We start from the raw sequence: 20,209 nt of genomic DNA, 5'->3' as shown, positions 1-20,209 counted from the left end.
CTCTTTTCCAAAATATTGTTGGCGTGGAATAATTTTATATAAGTAGAGCACTCTAAACTAAAAAGTGGTGATAATATGTCTGTATTTCGTCATCGCACCCGAAGGAAAAAGAAGCTTCCCATTGATGAAATTCCAAGCAAGCAATTAGAGGAAGGCCCAAAAAAAATATCTGGAACTTTAGATGAAAATGTTATGTATATGAAAGAAATGCTTGGAGAAAGTGATGACTTTGTTATCAAGCACTTTAAAGTATTTGGCAAAGTTTCTGCTGTTCTAATGTACGTTAACAGTTTAACAGATCAGAATCGTATTAATAATGATATTTTAAAACCATTAATGTATAAACCAGAACATTTATTGAAAAAAGATATTCTGCTGGATGAACTTATAAGTATTTTGTTTAGTGAAATCCTTTATGACAGCAAAGCTAAGCTTAATAGTGAATTTGATGAATTAGTGAATGTGACTTTGCTCGGAGAAACGGTTATTGTAATTGACGGAATAGAAGAGGCAATCCATATTGATACGAGAAAGGTAGATAAGCGGTCGATTGATTCACCTGAAACTGAGCAGGCTGTTTTGGGACCGCGTGAAGGATTTATTGAAAATATATCAACAAATATAGCCTTAGTACGTGCTCGGCTTCCTACTGCAGACTTCGTTGTTAAGACGATGAAGATTGGCCGATTAACGAAAACAACAGTTGCTTTTTGTTATATAAAGGGCATTGCCAGTGAACAAGTCATTAATGAAGTGGAAAAGCGCTTATCTGAGATCGATATTGATGCGATTTTAGATACTGGTTACTTAGAACAATTTATTGAAGACAATCCTTTTTCTCCATTTCCTCAGACACAAAGTACGGAGAGACCTGATAAGACAGTTTCCAATCTTGTAGAGGGAAGGGTTGCGATACTCGCGGATGGTTCCCCGTTTGCTCTGCTGGTTCCCGTTGTATTTAACCAGTTTTATCAAACATTTGATGATTATTCTTCCAGGTTTCTCATGGGGAGTTTTGCCAGGCTTGCTCGGATGCTCGCACTTGTTTTTTCTTTAATCTTCCCTTCGCTCTATGTATCATTTATATCTTTTAATCCAGAACTCTTGCCTACAGAATTTGCTGTAGCTGTTGCAGGAGGGAGGGCGGGTGTTCCTTACCCAGCAGTTATCGAGGTATTAATTATTGAAATTTCAATGGAAGTGCTGCGTGAAGCGACTGTCAGAATGCCGAAGCAGGTAGGTGGAGCGTTATCGATTGTAGGAGTGCTGGTAGTTGGGGAGGCGGCCGTAAATGCTGGATTGGCTAGTCCTATTACGGTAGTGGTGATAGCGCTAACATCAATTGGTTCATTCGCAACCCCAGCATATGTGGCTGCATTTGCACTAAGGATGCTTCGTTTTCCGATTTTAGTATTGGCTGGAATATTTGGTCTATATGGAGTGGTTGTCGGGGTTATTTTTATCTTCAATCATATGCTTTCATTGAAATCATTTGGTGTTCCTTATATGGCACCGGTATCTCCTGGTAACTCGCAGGGAATGAAAGATGTTGTCATTAGAAGTCCATTGTGGTGGATGCCTAATCGTCCTAATTTCCTAAAACCTGTTAATCGTGACAGATTAGGGGCACAAAATAACAAGGAACTTCAGCATAATAAATTAGGAAATGACCAGCGGGAGGATACATAGCATGGAGAAGACTCGGGAGGTAACGACCTTTCAAGCCGCGACGATCTTAATTAGCACAATGATCGGGGTAGGTGTTTTGCCATTGCCTCTCTTTGCAGTAAGATCTGGGGATACTGGAGCTCCATTCATTACGGTGTTAGGGATCGGTATAGGTGCGATCGCACTAATTATTATTACAAAACTCGGTTTGCGCCATCCAAATAAGACGATCATCTCATATAGTGAAGATATCATTGGTAAATGGTTAGGGAAAATTTTCAGCTTATTGGTTATTTTATTTTTTCTTGTCTTAACAGCTCTCGCTGCTCGTGAGTTTGGAGCAGTTGTCATAACGGCTGTTTTATTGGAAACACCGCTTGAAGTAACAGTACTTGTGATGCTGTTATTAGCTGCAATAAGTGCACGCAATACGATGAATACTTTTGTCTACATTCATAGTTTTTATATACCCATCATTTTGGCGCCAGTGTTAATCATCGTCGCTCTATCCCTAAAGAATGCTAATTTTCTGTATCTGCGTCCTTTTATAGCTAGCGATTTAAAAGATAGTTTTAATGGAGCTTTAACAGTAGCTGCCTTATTACAAGGGTCATTCTTGATGACGTTAATCATCCCGACTATGAAGAACCCAAAATCGGCAGTGAAGGCTAGTCTTTGGGCAATCTTTATTTCAGGGGGATTATATGTATTGATTGTGGCGGCAACAGTTTCTATTTTTGGAACGGAAGAAATAAAGAAATTATATTGGCCCACATTAGAACTTGCGAGGACAACCTCCTTACCAGGAAATATATTACAGCGTTTGGATGTTGTCTTTATTTCTGTCTGGGTAATTGCCGTTTTTACCACGATATTTGCGAGTTATTTTTTGACCATTCAGTCTTTAAAAGAATACTTTAATTTACAGGATCATAAAATGCTTGCTTATTTTCTTCTTCCATTTATCTTTACTCTAGCAATGGTACCGCAAAACATTTTACAACTTTACGATATCATTCTGTTTATAGGAAAAGTTGGCCTGATATTCACTTTCTTCTATCCGATGGTCTTATACTGCTGGGATTTGATAAGAAATAAGAGGGGGAGTAAAGATGAATCGAAGCAAGCCTAAATTGAAGCAGATCTTTTTAGTAATCCTCCTTGTTCCATTGTTAACCGGCTGCTGGGATAGCCGTGAAATTGAGAGCAGGGCGACTGTACTTGCTATTGGGATTGATAAAGCTGATCCTGATGAAGAAGAAAAGGAAGATGAAATCAGTCATAGAAAAGGAAAGATAGATATTCCAGCTGAGTCCTTAATCAAGTTAACGGTTCAAATTGCGATTCCTGGCCGTATTCCGCTTGGTCCGCAGATTGGCGGCGGAGATAGGAGTCCTGTACTGGTAGTTCGTGCTGTAGGTCATACGCTAGAAGACGCTTTGTTGAATATTCAACAGGAGGTAGCATCTGAGGTTTTCTTAGGACATTTAAGATTAATTGTGTTGAATGAAGAAGTAGCCCGGGATGGGGTAGACCGGTTTACTGATTATTTAAGACGTAATCCGGAAATCCGCAGAACAGCTGCTTTAGTGGTTTCAAAAGAAAGGGCCGCCAAGTATATGGAAATAAAACCAGAGCTAGAACGTGTTCCATCACTCTATTTAGCTGAAATGGTTGATAGTCTAATTGAGTTAGGTAAATTTCCCGAGACTTTTATTGGGATGTTTTGGAGCATTCTATCAAGCAAAGGGCAGGATGGTTATCTTCCTTATTTTAATATTAAAGGAAAATCGAACATCCAAATAAACGGACTTGCTTACTTTAAAGGTGATAAAATGGTTGGAAAAACCGATCCTTTGCAGATTGGGGGATTTATGGCTGGGATTGGAGCAGAAGAAGGGGGCTATGGGATTTTTGTTAAACCTCCTGAATTGGAGCAGGAAGTGTTAGTACGAGCAGTAGAACGGAAAACCAGGGTAAAAGCAAGTTTAAAAAACGGAAAGCCGCATATTTATTTGAAAATCCGCTATGAAAGTGAAATTGAAGAAATTGACAGCAGGATGCCAACTCACATAGATGAAGATGATACGAAGGCGCTTGAAAATGAGTTCTCTAAGATGGTTAAAGAGGGTTTGGAAGTATTGATTGCAAAAACGCAGGAAGCAAAGTCGGATATCTTTGGCTTTGGAGAGCATTTTCGAGGGAAGTTTCCTGATTTTTGGAGTAAGAATGTAAATACAAAAGAAAATTGGCAGGATCATTATGCAAATCTAACTTATGATATTGAGGTAATCACTAGTATACGCCGTACGGGAATGAAGGCTCGTTAAAGGAAGTGTAAGAAATGGAAAGTATCGATTTTACAAGCTATTCAATTTTTGTCTTTGCCGTAACAGGCATACTTCTTTTATTGGAAGATGTTTCAGCTTATAAGATTGCAGGATTAAAAAAAGAGAGAAAGACAGCAAAAATTCTTGGGTGGGTGAACATATCATTGGGGCTAATGCTTTTTTTAGCCGACTTGATCTTGAAGCAATGGTTTTGGTGAAGTAAAGGTATAAAAGTCCCCACTTGCATGAGTCAGTGGGGACGCACACTTATTCTAGAGGTCTAAGGTAGCAATGCTATCTTTAATAGTGTTAGCTGATTTTTTAAATAGTTCCTTTTCTTTTTGATTCAGATTCAACTCAATGACTTGCTTGAGTCCATCACGGCATACTATTCCTGGCACGCCTATGGCAAGGCCCTGTTCACCGTATTCTCCCTCCAAAACGGATGAAACCGGCGTTATACTATGAGAATCATTAAGGATCGATTTAGCCATAAAAGCTAGCGCATTTCCTATTCCATAAGATGTATTTCCTTTTCTGCTTAATATATTCCAGCCTTCTATTCTAGTCTGTTGAACAATATCATCGAAATCAAATGGTTCGATCTGATTGTCTGCCATATATTGAAGGATCGGCTTTCCACCCACAGTGACATGTGACCATGCTCCCATTTGTGAATCTCCATGTTCTCCAAGAGTGTAACCCGTAATGCTGCGAGGATCAACATTTAAATATTCCCCGATTATCTTTCTAAAGCGGCTGCTGTCAAGAGCAGTTCCTGTTCCAAATACTTGATTTCGAGGAAGTCCCGATAGTTTCCAAGTTAAGTAAGTAATGATATCACATGGGTTCGTTGCTACGACATAAATCCCATTAAATCCTGCCTCTTTTAAGGAAGGAATAATAGATTTAATAATTTCTGCAGAGCTTTTCAGAACATCTAACCTTGTAATACCGGGAAGCAATTGTTCACCTGCTACACTGATAATTATCACATCATGGTCCTTTAGATCTAGCAGGCTGCCATATTTCACTTTTGTTCTCCATGGTAAAAAACTAATACTATCCGAAAAATCGATTGCATCCGCGATCATCTTTTCTTCCTTAATATCTACAAGCGTCAGTTCTTCACAAATTCCTTGATGAATAATTGAATATGCGGCTGCGCTTCCGACATGCCCAACTCCAATAATACCTACTTTTCGCACTGGTTTTTCCATGTTGACCTCTCCTTGTAAGACAATGTAGATTACTAGATTTTAATTATAGATACTATTCTATTTAGAAAGTTTTTTCACAATATTAATATTTTTACATCTAGATAAAAAAAAGTCAAAGTATCTTTTGTGAAAAGTACCTAAAAGTTTGTTACAGCTATATTTAAAAGGCAGCAGCTGTTTAGAAAATAACGAAAACACCTGTCTATTAACGGTGTTTTCGTTTGTTATACTATTATTTTATTCGGGCTTGTATTGTTCTAGTTTTTCTTTATACATATTAATTACATCTTCATAAGGAAGACCATCTGATTCATGTTCTTTTATCCACTCTTTTGTAAAATCATCAAAGACTTTTTTCCATTGATCTTGCTCTTCTTGTGTCAATTCTGCAATGGTGCCTCCGTTTGCAACAAAATCTTCATTAAAAGCGTCCGTATCTTTAGTATAGACCTCGCTGGCTAGTTCCATCGTTTCTTTCCCAGCTTGAATCATTGCAGTTTGTACATCTTCAGGAAGGCCCTTCCAGATCTCTTCGTTTATCGTTAACGCATGGATGGTTGTCCCAATATGAGGGAAAACACCATATTCAAGCAAGTCTTCAAGACCTGCACTCTTCGCGCCCATACTGTAAGAACTATATGCGTCAATTACTCCTTTTTCGACGGCTTCATATGTTTCCGCATGTGGAACTGCAACAGGTACAGCTCCCAAATATTCATACACGTCATTTAAGACTCCGCCCGCAGTCCTAATTTTCACACCTTTTAAATCTTCTGGCACACGCAGTTCTTTACCTGTTGTCCAAATTTCGAAAGTAGGAGAAACATGAGTTAAAATCGGTCGAACACCATGATTTAAATACTCGTTTTGCAGAAGATCGTCGTTCTCTTGTAATAAATCATAGTATGCCATTGTTCCTTGATGTGTCGTCTCACTTAGGTTAGGTAATCCGGCAAGTGTATTTGTTATTGGCATAAGATCTGGAGTATAGGTAACAGCAGTTATGCTTATGTCTGTAACTTTATCCTTTGTAAGCTTCAGCAAGTCGCCAGCTTTACCAAGTTGTTCACCTGGATAGTAATCAAATTGTACTTTACCATCTGTTAGTTCAGTTACTTTATTCATCCATGGTTCAGTTACTGCTGAATAAATAGGTGATGTGCTGGCGAAATAAGCAGCCACTTTTAGTTTGATCGTTTCATTGTCTTCGGTCACTTCGGCTCCCCCAGACTGGCTAGTAGAATTTGCACCGCATCCCGCTAATAAGACAGCAATCATGGTGATGAGAATAAAATAAAACTTTGCTTTCATTGTATTACCCCCTAAAAATTGTTTGAATGTTTCTGTAGAACCTTGACAATATCGCAGGTTATGAATCTACTTATAATGGATTGAATGATTGCTTTCGTTAACTGAAAGCCTTTGGGAAAGCGCTTTCCTTTCCGTTGTGTGAAACAACTCATTTTTCATAACCAAACGTATATCTGTGATTCTAAGGTAAGGAGAACGGTAAATCTATAGCAGAAGTTGCTAAAAATATTCTGATAGTTCGTTTAATTATCACATTTTTAAAAACCTAATTTTAATTTAGAATATTATAACAACTTTGATATTTTATAGTATACTATTGTTATCTATACCTTACAAAGTGGGTGCATACCTTTGGCAACTATAAACAATACCAGTCTAGCTTTATTAGAAGTATTAACAGAAGCTTCTTTTCTATTTAAAGGCACGTATGTACGAGCAAATTGGAAAGAATTTTTAACGAACATGGAAGAAAAGCTTCCTGCAGAAATACTGCCCACTGTAAAAAGGCATCTAACCAGCATAGAGGATATCAAACAAAAGGAATATTATTATAGCTTTACTTCAAATACTTTGGAGCTCTTTCATCAAATAAATAAAGAAGTAACTTCACTAGCACCGTTAGAACATATCTTATATACTAGCTCGAACTCACTACGAAAAATCTCTAAAGCAAATCTTGTCATGATTGCATTATTGGACCAAGATGAGAAAAAGATTTGTATGAAAGCTGCGGCAGGTGCACAAAGTGAGAGATTATTAGATTTTAAACAAGATATAAATTCAGGCGTTACAGGTTTGGTTGCTAAATATAAGAAGCCATTTATTGTCAGCAACCTCGCAAATGAGAAATACCTAATTGATTCACTGGCTGCGACTTTAATTGAAAATGAAAATATACAATCTCTGATTGCAGCACCTTTATTAGTGAAAGATAAGTTGATAGGGCTTATTTATTTAGCAAGGAATAGACCTTATTCATCATCGGATATCCATATTAAGATGTTGACTTACTATTGCTCTCAAGTAGCAATTGCCATTAATAATGCGCGATTGTATGCGAACGAATTGCGAGTATCTAAACTACATAGAAATATCTTCGAAGTTGCTTTAGAACAAGGATATGAAAGCATTATTCAAAAGCTTGCAGAGTTTATAAATCAGCCGATCATGCTAATGGATGAGTTTGGCCATATTATTTGCAAAATCTCCCCGTCGAAGGATAATAGAAATCTAACTGAATTTGATTGTCCAAAAGATATATATCGGAGTATTCTTCGTCATACAAAACGATTGGATGTAGACACAAATCTTGAATTTCAGCTAAATCATATTTTTTACACTACTTTTCCCGTTGTTTTTCACGAGAGAACGGTTGCATATCTTGTAATTCCGAAAAGATTTGATGATCAATATGATCATATTGACTTTATGGCGATAGAGCAATCGAAAAATATTTTGTCATTAAAAATTAGTAAGGAACGGACAAGCATAGAGGTGGAGCTTCGCTTAAGACAAGATTATCTATATGATTTAATTCACGGACTAGAGTCTGAGGAGGATTTATTAAGAAGGGGAAGACATCTTAATATTTCACTCGAAGAACACCATCAGATTTTAGTTCTGTCACCCCTGTGTGAAGAAGGCCATACAAAACTGATAGATGAAATATTAGAGAAAATCAGATACCGATTAACAGGTTCCGGACTGCCGTTAAGTATGGTGAATAGTCAGAAACTGATAGTAAGTGTTCCATTATCAAAGACAGATAGGTTAGCCAGAACGATTCTTGCTGATTTTGGAAAATATAGTGCTGTTTCTAATGCTGTTATCGGTGTAAGCAAGGAAATAACTGGATTCACAGGCTATAAAAAGGCGTATGAAGAAGCAAAAAAAGCAGCGGAATTCGCTGTGCAGTTTAACAAAAAGGGAGAGATCATTCACTTTGATCAATTAGGCGTAGTGGGAGTAATGTTCGAAGGAAATAACTTTGATTCCATGAAAGAATTTTGTGAAAAGTACTTAGGGCCATTGATCAATTATCAATATACAAGCGGCAATGATTTAATTCACTCCCTTCAGGTATTTCTTGATCATGAATCAGTTATTCAATCCGCTGCGGACGAATTACACGTTCACTACAATACGTTAAGATACCGGCTAAAGCGAATTGAAGAAATTATTGGATTAGACCTTAAGGATCCACAGATCAAATTAAATCTCCGAATTTCATTGCTGATCTATCGTTTATTGCACTCAAAATGAATCAACACAGTTTTGGTCTTTGCATTAACTGATAAAAAATAACGGATGTTAACCAACAAAGGACAGGCAACTGTCCTTTTTCAAATTGGCATATTTTCAGAAAATTCGCATTTATCTTTTGTCGAGTTAATATAGTAAAAGTAAACAGGCTTTAAATGGCTTTTAGGAATATGATCACCAAAATCTGTCTTATGTAAATGGGTCAGGATTTCGAGTGAGAAGGAGGCTAATATAAATATGCTACATATTGTTGCATGTATTAAACAAGTGCCTGACACGAAAATCATTAAAATGAATCCAAAAACAAACACCATGGACCGCAGGACTGCACCTGCAATTTTAAATCCATACGATGCACATGCTGTCGAGGAGGCTGTTCGGATTAGGGAAAGGTATGGTGGAACGGTTTCGGTACTAACAATGGGGCCCCCTCCAGCTGTTAAAGCAATAAAAAAATGTATTGAAATTGGGGCTGATGAAGGTTATTTAATTACAGACCGCCGCTTTGCAGGTGCTGATACTTTAGCAACGAGCTATGCCTTGACAAAAGCGATCGATAAAATTTCGAAGATCAAGCCGGTTGACCTTATTATCTGCGGAAAAATGTCCATTGATGGCGATACCGGACAGGTGGGTCCTGGAATTGCCCGGAGACTTGATATTCCTCCTTTGACTTCGGTCAATAAAGTTGTAGAAATACAACAGGAAAAGGGCTATTGCGTGGTACATCGGAAGCTTGAAGATGGGCATGAAGTGATTCAATCTTCAATGCCGTGTTTGCTTTCTGTTGAAAAAACCATTAATGAGGTACCGTATTCTCCTTTTCCAAATATGTTGAAGGCAGCAAGGTACGAACCGCATATATGGTCAGTAGATGATTTAGAAGATGTAGATATTAAGCAATTAGGCTTAAAGGGTTCACCAACGATTGTTTCGAAAGTATGGGCGCCTCCAAAACCAGAAGGAGGAACTATGCTTGAAGGCTCTCCACAGGAACAAGTTGAGCAATTACTTTCTATCATTCTTGAAAGGAAAGAATTGTTTAGTGTAAAGGAGGAATCTTGATGGATTTTCAAGATTATAAGGGCGTTTGGGTGTTTATTGAAGAAAAGGATGGCGTCATTGCACCTGTATCTCTTGAACTATTAGGAGCTGGTCGAAAGCTTGCGGATAAAAGGGGAGTGGAGCTAGGTGGTATTTTAATAGGGGAGAATATTAAAAGCCTAGCGGCTACGATATTTGAATATGGAGCAGATATCGCTTATGTATACGATCAGCCTATTTTCAAGCATTATCGTACCGAATCGTTTATGAAAGCACTATTGGACTGTTCTAATAAACATAAGCCGGAGATCATCCTATTTGGTGCTACATCCACAGGTAAAGATTTGGCTAGTGCGGTGGCCACTGATTTGCCAACAGGTTTGACTGCGGATACGACTGAGTTAGATGTAGAAGAGGAAACAGGTTTATTATTGGCAAGCCGCCCTGCATTTGGCGGAAATATTATGGCTACGATTTTATGTAAAAAATATCGGCCGCAAATGGCAACCGTTCGTTCAAAAGTAATGAAGGCACTTGATCCACAGCCGGGCAGAAAAGGCGAGGTGATTGAGGAGAAAATATCATTGAAAGAGGCAGATATTCGCACAAAAGTATTGGAAATCGTGAAGGAAACAACAAAAAAGGTTCGGATTGATGAAGCTGATATCATTGTGGCTGGAGGAAAAGGACTTGGAAGTGCGGAAGGTTTCCAGCTTATTCACCAATTGGCAGAAACGCTTGGAGGAGCTGTAGGCGCAAGCCGTGATGTGGTGGAAGCTGGCTGGGTCGAACATGCCCGTCAGGTAGGGCAGACAGGCGTCACTGTTACACCGAAAATATACTTTGCGATAGGGATTTCAGGAGCCATACAGCACATCGTAGGAATGAAAAATTCTGGATTAATTATTGCCATTAATAAAGATAGTGAGGCTCCAATATTCGAAGCTAGTCATTATGGAATAGTGGGGGATGCTTTTGAAATTGTTCCTATTTTAATAGAACAGTTTAAAAAGGCTATTTCCAGGGAGGAGGTCAGTCATGTCAGAGAAGTTTGATGCGATTGTTGTTGGGGCAGGTCCAGCAGGGATATCCTGTGCATATGATTTAGCAAAGGGCGGAGCAAATGTATTACTTCTTGAAAGGGGGGAGTATCCAGGATCGAAAAATGTAATGGGTGGTGTTCTCTATCGAAAAATGATGGAGGACGTAATCCCAGAGTTTTATAAAGAAGCACCATTGGAACGCCCGATTGTTGAACAAAGATTTATGATGATGGATAAAGAATCTGCCGTAACATTCGGTTATAAGGGAATGGAGTGGGGCAAGGAACCTTACAATAACTTTACAGTGCTTAGGGCAAAGTTTGACCAATGGTTTGCTGAGAAGGCTGTGGAGCAAGGGGCAGTCCTCATTAATGAAACAGTAGTATTAGAGTGTATTGTTGAGAATGGAAAAGTGGTCGGTGTACGAACGGATCGTCCTAATGGTGATGTGTATGCGGATGTTGTAGTTCTAGCGGATGGAGTCAACTCATTATTAGCACAGTCTCTCGGGTTTCATAAAGAGTACAAACCGGATGAAGTGGCCTTGGCGACAATGGAGATTCTAAAGCTCGATAAAAAAGTAATCGAAGACCGTTTTAATTTGGAAGACAACCAGGGCTGTACCATTGAGTTATTCGGGGATGCCACAAAAGGCATACTTGGGACAGGATTTCTTTATACAAACAAAGATACATTGAGCATTGGGGTGGGAACACTTCTTTCTGGATTAATTAAGCATAAAATCAGGCCATATGATTTGCTTGAATATGTAAAAAACCATCCGATGATCCGCCCTTATATTCAAGGAAGTGAACCTCAAGAGTATTTGGCGCACTTGATACCTGAAGGCGGCTATAACTCTATGGGAAAAATTGTTGGTGACGGAGTCATTGTCATTGGAGATGCCTCTCAATTAGTAAATGCTATTCACCGTGAAGGATCAAATTTGGCGATGACATCAGGAAGATTGGCAGCGGAAACGATCCTTCAAGCAAAGGAGGCAGGAGATTTTTCTGAAAGAATGCTTGATGAATATCGACTCAAGCTATTGAATGGGTTTGTCGGTCAAGATATGAAAAAATATAAGGATTCCACCCATCATTTTGATAAGTTCCCTCAATATTTCGATCAGTATATTCCGATGATGAACAAAGCAGCTAGTCAAATGTTTACCGTGGATGGTTCTTCAAAATGGGAAAAGCAAAAGAAGATATGGAGTGACATTGGTTCTACAAAAGAGAAAATGAAAATTGCTCGTGATTTTTATCGGGCCTGGAAGGTGATCAAATAATGAGTGAACAGAAGAAACATCAGTCTATCGAAGAAAAACAGTACCTTGTTCGCTTTAACGCAGATACGAAATCTCATCTCCATGTAAAAGATGAAGACATTTGCTTAACAAAATGTCCTGATAAAATTTGTACGATCTTTTGTCCCGCAGAAATCTATAAATGGGAAGATATTAGAATGCATGTCGGATATGAAGGCTGTCATGAGTGTGGGAGCTGCCGGATTGGCTGTCCGCATCAAAACATTAAATGGGAATATCCGAAGGGCGGCCACGGAATTGTATTTCGGTTAGGATAATTCGTTAAAAATATTGAGGGCTAACTATAATATAGGTAGTCCTTTTTTATTTGGTTAAAGGAGCTTGTTTAGATAAAGGATTATGAGAGGAAAGTAAAGATGTTAACCGTTGACGTAAGGAATTTTAGATATGTACTTTTTTCACATATGATTTTAAAAGGGAAACTGAGAATGCATCTCAATTTCAGAATGAGTGTTGGGTGACCTTCATTAGTTCGTCTTTCTTGGCTTTTAACTCGATTTTTCTTAAAAGCTCTAAAGCCTCATCGAATGAAGAAAGAAAAGGGGTTTTAAAGAAGGGGAACTTACAATTGAACTCTCCGCTTTCATATGAAGGAAAAATTACGACTCTCCATTGAAATTTACTTGTACCTCCGAACCTACCCTCTACACCGATTAACCAATGGGTGAACTGACGAAAAATCTTGGCGTATTTTGCTTCTTTCTGAATGGCTAACAGATCATTTCTTTTAATTAATATGGGGGCTTTCTGATAGAACTCTCGAAAATTCAGTGGATCTTTCATACACATCTCTCCTTTAATAAAATTTATAGGGAAAGTGATAGTGGGATAGGGGGCATTAGTGTAAATAGAGCTGAGTTATTTATGTTTTAATACTATATATATGTGAGATGTATAGGAAAGATTTACCTTTTTTTAGAAATGAACAAAAAGCATACTAATTAATAATTTGGTTTTCAAAGAAATAAAAAAAACACCGTCCTTTTTCTGGATTAAATAGAAAATAGAAGGCGTTTTTTAGTATGGATACCTTAAATAATGTCATGATGACAACGGGAACATAATCGTAAATTGTGTTCCTTTGCCTTTTTGACTTTGAATTTTAATATCCCCTTTCATTTTCTTAATGACGTTAAAAACAATCATCATTCCAAGCCCTGTTCCTTGTTCTTTCGTGGAGTAGTAAGGGGTGCCGAGTTGACTAATTTCTTTAGGGGTCATTCCAACTCCATTATCAATGATATCAATATACACTTTATTACTGTTCACCGTTGACCGGAGATGAAGTTCTCCGCCGTTTTCCATTGCTTCGATTGAATTTTTAACAATGTTAATAAAGCATTGGCGGATTTTTTGATGGTCGCCCACGATCTTACAGTCTTCTGCGAGTGGTTCCATTTTTATTTTTACGGAATTTGCTTTCGCATAGGGCTTCATTAAATTTACAACATATGCAAGCTCTTGAGAAATATTAATGATATTCATCGTGTTCAGGTCAGGTTTGGTGAGTGCCAGAAATTCATAGATAATGTTTTGGGCTCGCTGCAGTTCATCTAATGCATAACCTACATATTCTTTTCTTCTTTCCTGAGAATTTTCATCCTCTAATGCTTCCACAAATCCCTGGGTAATCGTGATTGGATTTTTTAATTCATGTGATATACTTGCAGAGAGTTGACTAATCACACTCATTTTTTCTGCTTTTGCCAATTCCTTTCGCATTTGATGATTATTTTTCATCGTTTCCATGAGGTAGACTAGAAGCCACATGGATAAACCTTGAATCATAAAGTAATTTAATGAGATAGAAGAATATGCAAATGGCATATCTGATATATAATGCGATAAAAAGATGGTTAAAAGTGCTGTAGTAACTGCGATTGAAATGGAAAACACGATCTTTTTATCTAGATTTAATTTCATGTATGTTTTCGATAAAATTGGAACAATAATCGCAACTAATGTGACAACCAAAAAGTTCACATAAACGTCGTCTCCCCCAATTAGCAGCCTGTAGCCAAGGATCGTAATTAAAAGCCATGCTCCAAATCGATAACCGCCATATAGTGCCCCAATAATAAACGGAACTTGGCGAAGGTCAAACATGAAACCAGGGAAGAATTCAATTGGATAACTCATACATAGAATAATAGATAAAGACATTAAAATCGCAAATAAAGGGTTTTTAAAATCTGATCTGACTTTATCCTTGTCGAGCAAAAAAATCTGGTAAATAAAGATAGGCAGCAGCAAAAATAAGACATTCACCAGAAGTCTTTCGAATGCGAAAGACATAGGCACACCTCCAAGCAAGAACGTTCACAAACATTTCATAAATAATTATACAAATTGTCAATAATGTTTTCTGTGATATATCTCATAATTAGATCGTTAATGTTCAAATTTCTTCGCAAGGTGCTGCGACCTATGTCACCGTTTCCATAGATATGGTAAAATTAATGTACATTAACATTTTCTAACAAGGAGAGGGGGATCATTTCCTTTCCTTTTTTACGTAAAAAGATTTGAGGGATTACTTATATGAAGAAGATTACTTCATGGGGACTGCGGGCGAGTATTTTCATTTATTCAATCCTGCACTTTATCACATATTTTTATGAGAATAGTTTCTTGCTATTAATCTTATCAATCAGTGGTTTGTTTCTTTTTTTATTCGCATTTTTTACCTTCCCGTTTAAACGTTTTAAGCTTCCCTTTTTCTTGTTCTTGATTGGCTCTTTTATTCTTATATTCTCAGGTTCTCCTATATTAGAGGGCTTTCTGAACGCATTGCTTCAAATGCGGCAAATTATTGGGCTCTTAGTTATTGTTCCAATCGTCAGCTGGGTATTAAGAGAAGAAACTTATATTGAAGCAATTATGAGCTTTGCGCATAAGATGCTCGATACAAGCCGAAAAATGTATTTTGGAATGGTGTCTTTTACGCAAATCATCGCCTATTTCTTGATGTTTGGTTCCATCCCGGTCATGTACCAATTTGTCAATATGATTTTAAAGAATGAGAAGGGAGAGGTTTGGGAAAGGTTCAAGGGGACGGCCATTTTACGAGGATTTTCCCTTTCCGTAATATGGGTTGTCACGATCCCAAGTTTTATATTTGTGATCGAGGTGATGGGGGCCTCCCTTTGGATTACGATACTTCAAGGTTTTGGAGTGGCTGTTTTTGGTGTGGTCGCAGCACTCATCTTTTCTCATTTTGAAGAAAAACGCTATGGTGTTGATTTAACCGCGAGCTTGCGGTCTGAAATTGAGGAAATGCTCGGACATCTTGTTAGTAAACAACAAATAAAGCGTCTTGTTATAGAGTTTATTATTCTATTTATTTCGTTATTTGGTGCAATATTTCTGCTAAATGCTATTTTAGGGATCGAGCTTATGCTGCTAATACCATTGGTTATCGTAGTCTGGACTCTTTCTTTCTATGTTGTAAAAAAGAAAATTTGGAAGCTTGTACATAATGCAAAAAAACATATACATAAGGATCTTATCCAAGAGTCATTTCAACTTAGTGTAATGCTTGGAGCTGGAATGGTGATTTATTCTTTAAAACAAACAGACTTTGCGGAAATCGTTATTAACGGTATTAATAGTCTTCAATCCTTACTCCCGTTTCTCAATGTCTTATATTTATTGCCGTTCATGGTTATTGTCCTAGGATTTTTTGGTCTTGGTCCATTAACAGTACTAGTATTGGTAGGGGGAATCTTAGCAAATCTTAACCTGCCGTATCCTCCTGAACTAGTTGTCCTTGCGGTTACCTCCGGAAGCACGATTTCCATTCTTTTGTCTCCAATGATTATGCCGTTAATTGTGCTAAGCAGTGCTAATGGATTGAATGGCTTTAAGAATGGAATCCAATTCAATTGGAAGTATGCTCTTGTCATTTACTTTATGGTACAACTCTATGTGCAATTAATGGTGTATTTTTTATAAGGAATGTTAGTTGTAGAGCCGCTTATAGTCAAACGAACAGTTTTAAGGACTGTTCGTTTTTTTTTTTTTGGAAAATTTTTCAGAAAACTACTTCTCATTTTTTGTGAGATAGAATATAATAACAACTGTATTAAGTGTATTACGAATGATAGTACAGTTAATACAGAGTAGGAGGGTTGTTATGTTCGAACTTGATATACGTAGCAGAAAACCAATTTATGAACAGTTGGTAGATAAAATGAAGGAACTTATTATCAATGAAGTTTTTATAGCGGATGAACAGCTGCCTTCTGTAAGGATTATGGCTAAAGATTTAACAATTAATCCGAACACGATCCAAAAAGCGTATCGTGAACTAGAATCCCAAGGTTATATTTATTCAATTAAAGGAAAGGGAAGTTTTGTAAGTCCAACGGGACCTAAACAAAACGATGAAAAAATCATGAAAATGAAAAATGACTTACTAAAATTATTGTCTGAAGCCATCTACTTGGGAATTACAGCTGAAGAAATTGTTTTTATGGTTAGAGAAGTCGAAGCAGGGATTGGGGGGGAACAAATAGATGATCAAATTTGAGCAAGTAAGTAAAAAGTTTGAAGATGCGGAAGCAGTAGAAAATGTAAGTATTACGATTAATAAGGGTTCTATTTACGGTTTATTAGGTTCGAATGGTGCTGGTAAGACCACTTTATTGAAGCTATTATCGGGTATTTATACACAGGATAAAGGAACAGTAACCGTTGACGGGGAGCCTGTCTATGAACAAAAGAAAATTAAAAGCAGTCTCTTTTTTATACCAGATCATCCATTTTTCTTCTCACAATATACGATTACGCATATGGGCCAATTCTATAAAAGTGTCTATCAAAACTGGAACGAAAATAGATTTCAACAATTAATTAAATCATTTGAGATCGACCCAAAAAAGAAACTTCATAAATATTCGAAGGGGCTGCAAAGACAAGCTGCTTTTATCCTAGCTCTGTCAACAATGCCGGATCTTTTAATACTAGATGAACCCATGGATGGTCTCGATCCTGTTGTTAGAAAGAATATTAAGAGCCTGATTATTGATGATGTGGCTGAGAGAGAAATGACTGTTCTGATTTCTTCCCACAATCTTCGCGAAGTCGAAGATATTTGTGACTCCGTAGGGATACTACATAAAGGAAAGATGCTGATGGAAAAGGATCTTGATGATCTTAAATCCGATACACATAAGATTCAAATAGCTTTTAAGAATGGTGTCCCCGATGGAGTATTCAATGGGGTAAGGGTTTTGCATCAAGAGGAACGAGGAAGTGTCCTCATTTCGATTGTCAGAGGAGATAGCGATAAGATCCTTTCAAAAGTGAACGAATTTAAGCCTATCCTTCTAGATATCCTGCCACTCACATTAGAGGAAATATTTATTTATGAAATGGAGGATGTTGGTTATGCAATCAAAAATATCCTTGATTAATAGGGAGCTGTTTAAACAGATTAATAGAACGGTTGGATGGGTATCAATTATTTACTTTTTAGGTTTAGTATTTGCACTCCCGCTTCATCTATTAATGACGGAAACGAACAAATACCGGCAATTATGGGAAGTAGAGACTTTATTTGGCTACAACTATGAACTCCAAATAATAGCACTAATTGCTATACCAGTTCTTTTGGCAGTGTTTTTATTTCGCTTTTTACAGGTGAAACAAAGCTCAGATTTATTTCATAGTCTGCCAATCAAAAGAGAAAGAATTTTTCACCAGTTTACGTTATGGGGGCTTTTCTTCTTAATTATTCCAATCTTTTTAACGATGATTATCTTACTCATTCAGTATCAAGTATGGGATCTTGAACTGTATTTTGAACTAAGAGATATTTTTTATTGGGCTGGTGTGACTGTTATTCTCAATATTATTGTGTATATGGCTGCTGTTTTTATTGGGATGATTACCGGACTGTCGATTGTCCACGGAGTGTTAAGTTACATCTTCCTTTTGCTTCCAGTAGGGCTAATTGTGCTATGTACATATAATCTACAATTTTTCCTATATGGATTTCCTGACGACTATTATTTAAATGATGGAATCATGTATTATTCACCGCTGGTTATTTTAGAGCAGCTTAACCGTGGGACCATCAGTGCCCATATCATTTTGATATATGGCATCATTTCTATCGTATTGTATCTTTTAGCGCTTTATCTGTACAAAAAAAGAAAAGTGGAAGCTGCTTCACAAGCTTTGGTGTTTCCAATTCTTAAGCCAGTCTTTAGATTAGGAACAACCATTTGCGGAGCGTTGTTTGCAGCGTTCTACTTTGGGGAAGTGCAAGCAGATTCAACGATTTGGATCATATTTGGATATGTGTTCGGTTCATTTGTCGGTTATATGACAGCGGAGATGGTAATCCAAAAAACATGGCGTGTATTTAGTAATCTATTAAAGTATTTCTATTATGCTGCCGGTCTGGTCGTACTTGTAGTAATAGTGCAGTTTGACTTATTGGGTTTTGAAGATCGCGTACCTGAAATGGAAGATGTTAAAAGAGTCCATCTAAGCGATAATCCTTATTTATATATGGGGGATTTTGAAGAGCAACCTTTTTACTTGGAAGAAGAGGAGAATATTGAGCTCATTCATGGCTTGCATCAGCAAATCATTCAAGAAAAACCTGAGCAGACTTTGAATTCTGAGACGGCATTTTTCGTCTATGAATTAGAAAATGGCCGAAAGCTAGTACGTGAATATTCCATTAATAAAGATAACTTCCGACAATATTATCAGCCAATCCATGAATCTGCTGAATATAAGGAAGCATCGAACAGAATTTTTAAGATAGACATGGAGGATGTTGGAATAATGAATATCCATCCATCAGGACCTGTCAATCGTAATGCAGTCATTGCCAATAAAGAGGAAATAGCGGAGGCTATTTCAATTCTAAAAGAGGAAATTTACACTTCCACGTATGATGAGATGTACAACGAAAAAGGATTTCAATCTTATATTAATATATCTATTAAAAATAAGGACTACACAGTTGATTTACCGTATAGACCATCTTATCAAAAATTTGAAAAATGGCTTGAAGAACGGGGACTTGCAGAAAAAGCCAAGGTTAGTGTGAACGATATTGCACATGCGTTAGTAGTCAGAGCAAGTGATTTGGAGATTAATAATCGTGATCGTATGGCGATTTCTAATGAAGCACTTTATGAAAAAATGAAACAAAGTCCAAAAGTCATTAAAATTTCAGATAAAGATGAGTTAAAAGCAATGATGGAACAGTCAACAGAGTATTACATTTACGATGAAACAAAGCCAGATTACTTGGTTGGATTCTTTTTTGAGGAGGCAAAGTATCCGGTTATTTCAGGGCTGGCTGATGACGTGGCACCTGGGGTTTTGAAGGAATATTTTCAATAGGTGAGATAAAAGCGTTAATCGAGGGAGAGGAGGATGGAATTGACCGACTTACATTCTCGTGTAGATATGAATGAAATATGTTCGAAGTACAGTGGGCGATTGTTTCAGGCAGCCTATGGTATAACAAAGGACTATCACAAAGCGGAAGATGTTGTACAAGATACATTTGTGAAAGCTTATAAGAAAATGGATACCATACAGGATGTGGATAAAATGGGGCCGTGGCTGGCTCGGATCGCAACTCGGACAGCGATTGATTATATAAGAAAAGAGAAGCGGAACAATGAAGTATTTTTTGAAAATACGATTCTAGATGAAAGTCATAACTCGACGTTACAATCTACTCGTAATGTTGAAAAAGAAGTAGAGCTAACCTTTCTACAAGAGGAAGTTCTCCGCTTCATCGAAGGGTTGTCAATTGATAAAAGAAATGTATTTCTTTTGAAAATGAATGGATTACAGGAAAAAGAAATTGCCCAGCAGCTTGATCTAAAGCAAGGAACAGTTAAAACAAACTTTTATCGTGTCAGAAAACAGCTAAAAACCATTCTTGGGTAGCTGAGTCCGGTTTTTATGCTAATCGTTTGATTTGCCTCCCTAACAAAAAGTATGATAAAGAAAAAAGGGGGAGTT

The 20,209-nt window shown here is 37.3% G+C and carries 18 protein-coding genes; 14 read left to right on the top strand and 4 right to left on the bottom strand.

Annotated elements, in window-relative coordinates; all coding sequences use genetic code 11:
• Nucleotides 1–75: 75 nt before the first annotated feature.
• From CZ487_RS17345 to CZ487_RS17330, 4 genes are read left to right on the top strand one after another with little or no spacing between them, the layout of a single operon-like run.
• On the top strand, nucleotides 76–1,689 hold the full coding sequence (locus CZ487_RS17345) for a spore germination protein (RefSeq protein ID WP_084783327.1): 1,614 nt from the start codon (nucleotides 76–78) through the stop codon (nucleotides 1,687–1,689).
• Between the two features lies 1 nt (nucleotide 1,690).
• Complete coding sequence (locus tag CZ487_RS17340) at nucleotides 1,691–2,800, top strand: GerAB/ArcD/ProY family transporter (RefSeq protein WP_077213525.1); 1,110 nt, start codon at nucleotides 1,691–1,693, stop codon at nucleotides 2,798–2,800.
• A complete protein-coding gene (locus CZ487_RS17335; RefSeq protein WP_077213524.1) occupies nucleotides 2,781–3,998 on the top strand; it encodes a Ger(x)C family spore germination protein in 1,218 nt (405 codons plus the stop codon). Before CZ487_RS17340 ends, CZ487_RS17335 begins: the two co-directional genes overlap by 20 nt.
• A gap of 14 nt (nucleotides 3,999–4,012) precedes the next feature.
• The gene (locus CZ487_RS17330) at nucleotides 4,013–4,216 is read left to right on the top strand and encodes a CLC_0170 family protein (RefSeq protein ID WP_077213523.1); all 204 of its coding nucleotides are present in this window, start codon (nucleotides 4,013–4,015) and stop codon (nucleotides 4,214–4,216) included.
• Between the two features lie 54 nt (nucleotides 4,217–4,270).
• Here the strand turns inward: CZ487_RS17330 and CZ487_RS17325 are convergent, their stop codons facing one another.
• Both CZ487_RS17325 and dctP read right to left on the bottom strand, forming a co-directional pair.
• A complete protein-coding gene (locus CZ487_RS17325; protein WP_084783326.1) occupies nucleotides 4,271–5,218 on the bottom strand; it encodes an L-lactate dehydrogenase in 948 nt (315 codons plus the stop codon).
• 237 nt (nucleotides 5,219–5,455) lie between these two features.
• Nucleotides 5,456–6,529 (bottom strand): TRAP transporter substrate-binding protein DctP, encoded by a 1,074-nt coding sequence (gene dctP / locus CZ487_RS17320; protein WP_077213522.1) that lies wholly within the window; start codon nucleotides 6,527–6,529, stop codon nucleotides 5,456–5,458.
• Nucleotides 6,530–6,880: 351 nt separating this feature from the next.
• Between dctP and CZ487_RS17315 the strand changes: the two genes are divergently transcribed.
• The 5 genes from CZ487_RS17315 to CZ487_RS17295 all read left to right on the top strand — a co-directional run bounded on the left by CZ487_RS17315 (nucleotide 6,881) and on the right by CZ487_RS17295 (nucleotide 12,465).
• Nucleotides 6,881–8,791: a helix-turn-helix domain-containing protein gene (locus CZ487_RS17315; protein WP_077213521.1), complete on the top strand. Its 1,911-nt coding sequence runs from the start codon at nucleotides 6,881–6,883 to the stop codon at nucleotides 8,789–8,791.
• 237 nt (nucleotides 8,792–9,028) lie between these two features.
• Nucleotides 9,029–9,856 carry an electron transfer flavoprotein subunit beta/FixA family protein gene (locus tag CZ487_RS17310; RefSeq protein ID WP_077213520.1) on the top strand — a complete coding sequence of 276 codons (828 nt, stop codon included), beginning with the start codon at nucleotides 9,029–9,031 and terminating at the stop codon, nucleotides 9,854–9,856.
• Entirely contained in the window at nucleotides 9,856–10,890 is a 1,035-nt protein-coding gene (locus CZ487_RS17305; protein WP_077213519.1) for an electron transfer flavoprotein subunit alpha/FixB family protein, read from the top strand. Before CZ487_RS17310 ends, CZ487_RS17305 begins: the two co-directional genes overlap by 1 nt.
• On the top strand, nucleotides 10,874–12,169 hold the full coding sequence (locus tag CZ487_RS17300) for an FAD-dependent oxidoreductase (protein WP_077213518.1): 1,296 nt from the start codon (nucleotides 10,874–10,876) through the stop codon (nucleotides 12,167–12,169). The genes CZ487_RS17305 and CZ487_RS17300 overlap by 17 nt, the downstream gene beginning before the upstream one ends.
• Nucleotides 12,169–12,465 (top strand): ferredoxin family protein, encoded by a 297-nt coding sequence (locus CZ487_RS17295; protein ID WP_019154102.1) that lies wholly within the window; start codon nucleotides 12,169–12,171, stop codon nucleotides 12,463–12,465. The genes CZ487_RS17300 and CZ487_RS17295 overlap by 1 nt, the downstream gene beginning before the upstream one ends.
• Nucleotides 12,466–12,649: 184 nt before the next feature.
• Here the strand turns inward: CZ487_RS17295 and CZ487_RS17290 are convergent, their stop codons facing one another.
• Entirely contained in the window at nucleotides 12,650–12,991 is a 342-nt protein-coding gene (locus CZ487_RS17290) for a hypothetical protein (protein ID WP_077213517.1), read from the bottom strand.
• A gap of 258 nt (nucleotides 12,992–13,249) precedes the next feature.
• Nucleotides 13,250–14,503 carry a sensor histidine kinase gene (locus tag CZ487_RS17285; RefSeq protein WP_077213516.1) on the bottom strand — a complete coding sequence of 418 codons (1,254 nt, stop codon included), beginning with the start codon at nucleotides 14,501–14,503 and terminating at the stop codon, nucleotides 13,250–13,252.
• Nucleotides 14,504–14,749: 246 nt separating this feature from the next.
• On the opposite strand from CZ487_RS17285, the gene CZ487_RS17280 reads away from it, so the two are divergent.
• The 5 genes from CZ487_RS17280 (at nucleotide 14,750) to CZ487_RS17260 (ending at nucleotide 20,134) form a co-directional block, all read left to right on the top strand.
• Nucleotides 14,750–16,162, top strand: coding sequence for a hypothetical protein (locus CZ487_RS17280; protein ID WP_077213515.1), 1,413 nt, complete (start codon nucleotides 14,750–14,752; stop codon nucleotides 16,160–16,162).
• A 181-nt stretch (nucleotides 16,163–16,343) separates the two neighbouring features.
• Nucleotides 16,344–16,739 (top strand): GntR family transcriptional regulator, encoded by a 396-nt coding sequence (locus CZ487_RS17275; protein WP_077213514.1) that lies wholly within the window; start codon nucleotides 16,344–16,346, stop codon nucleotides 16,737–16,739.
• A complete protein-coding gene (locus tag CZ487_RS17270; protein WP_077213513.1) occupies nucleotides 16,726–17,625 on the top strand; it encodes an ABC transporter ATP-binding protein in 900 nt (299 codons plus the stop codon). Before CZ487_RS17275 ends, CZ487_RS17270 begins: the two co-directional genes overlap by 14 nt.
• Nucleotides 17,600–19,576, top strand: coding sequence for a DUF6449 domain-containing protein (locus CZ487_RS17265; RefSeq protein ID WP_077213512.1), 1,977 nt, complete (start codon nucleotides 17,600–17,602; stop codon nucleotides 19,574–19,576). The genes CZ487_RS17270 and CZ487_RS17265 overlap by 26 nt, the downstream gene beginning before the upstream one ends.
• A gap of 39 nt (nucleotides 19,577–19,615) precedes the next feature.
• Nucleotides 19,616–20,134, top strand: coding sequence for an RNA polymerase sigma factor (locus tag CZ487_RS17260; protein ID WP_161949664.1), 519 nt, complete (start codon nucleotides 19,616–19,618; stop codon nucleotides 20,132–20,134).
• Nucleotides 20,135–20,209: the final 75 nt, after the last annotated feature.

Source organism: Robertmurraya dakarensis (genome assembly GCF_900156875.1).
Classification (GTDB): Bacteria; Bacillota; Bacilli; order Bacillales; family Cytobacillaceae; genus Robertmurraya; species Robertmurraya dakarensis.
Note: the sequence above shows the minus strand (reverse complement) of the source record. Positions and strands in the feature narration are given on the sequence as shown.

Coding starts and splice junctions, on each gene's coding strand:
- CZ487_RS17300 (WP_077213518.1), top strand. CDS start 10,874: ATGTCAGAGAAGTTTGATGCGATTGTTGTTGGGGCAGGTCCAGCAGGG.
- CZ487_RS17285 (WP_077213516.1), bottom strand. CDS start 14,503: ATGTCTTTCGCATTCGAAAGACTTCTGGTGAATGTCTTATTTTTGCTG.
- CZ487_RS17325 (WP_084783326.1), bottom strand. CDS start 5,218: ATGGAAAAACCAGTGCGAAAAGTAGGTATTATTGGAGTTGGGCATGTC.
- CZ487_RS17290 (WP_077213517.1), bottom strand. CDS start 12,991: ATGAAAGATCCACTGAATTTTCGAGAGTTCTATCAGAAAGCCCCCATA.
- CZ487_RS17275 (WP_077213514.1), top strand. CDS start 16,344: ATGTTCGAACTTGATATACGTAGCAGAAAACCAATTTATGAACAGTTG.
- CZ487_RS17280 (WP_077213515.1), top strand. CDS start 14,750: ATGAAGAAGATTACTTCATGGGGACTGCGGGCGAGTATTTTCATTTAT.
- CZ487_RS17310 (WP_077213520.1), top strand. CDS start 9,029: ATGCTACATATTGTTGCATGTATTAAACAAGTGCCTGACACGAAAATC.
- CZ487_RS17295 (WP_019154102.1), top strand. CDS start 12,169: ATGAGTGAACAGAAGAAACATCAGTCTATCGAAGAAAAACAGTACCTT.
- CZ487_RS17305 (WP_077213519.1), top strand. CDS start 9,856: ATGGATTTTCAAGATTATAAGGGCGTTTGGGTGTTTATTGAAGAAAAG.
- CZ487_RS17340 (WP_077213525.1), top strand. CDS start 1,691: ATGGAGAAGACTCGGGAGGTAACGACCTTTCAAGCCGCGACGATCTTA.
- dctP (WP_077213522.1), bottom strand. CDS start 6,529: ATGAAAGCAAAGTTTTATTTTATTCTCATCACCATGATTGCTGTCTTA.
- CZ487_RS17270 (WP_077213513.1), top strand. CDS start 16,726: ATGATCAAATTTGAGCAAGTAAGTAAAAAGTTTGAAGATGCGGAAGCA.
- CZ487_RS17330 (WP_077213523.1), top strand. CDS start 4,013: ATGGAAAGTATCGATTTTACAAGCTATTCAATTTTTGTCTTTGCCGTA.
- CZ487_RS17335 (WP_077213524.1), top strand. CDS start 2,781: ATGAATCGAAGCAAGCCTAAATTGAAGCAGATCTTTTTAGTAATCCTC.
- CZ487_RS17265 (WP_077213512.1), top strand. CDS start 17,600: ATGCAATCAAAAATATCCTTGATTAATAGGGAGCTGTTTAAACAGATT.
- CZ487_RS17345 (WP_084783327.1), top strand. CDS start 76: ATGTCTGTATTTCGTCATCGCACCCGAAGGAAAAAGAAGCTTCCCATT.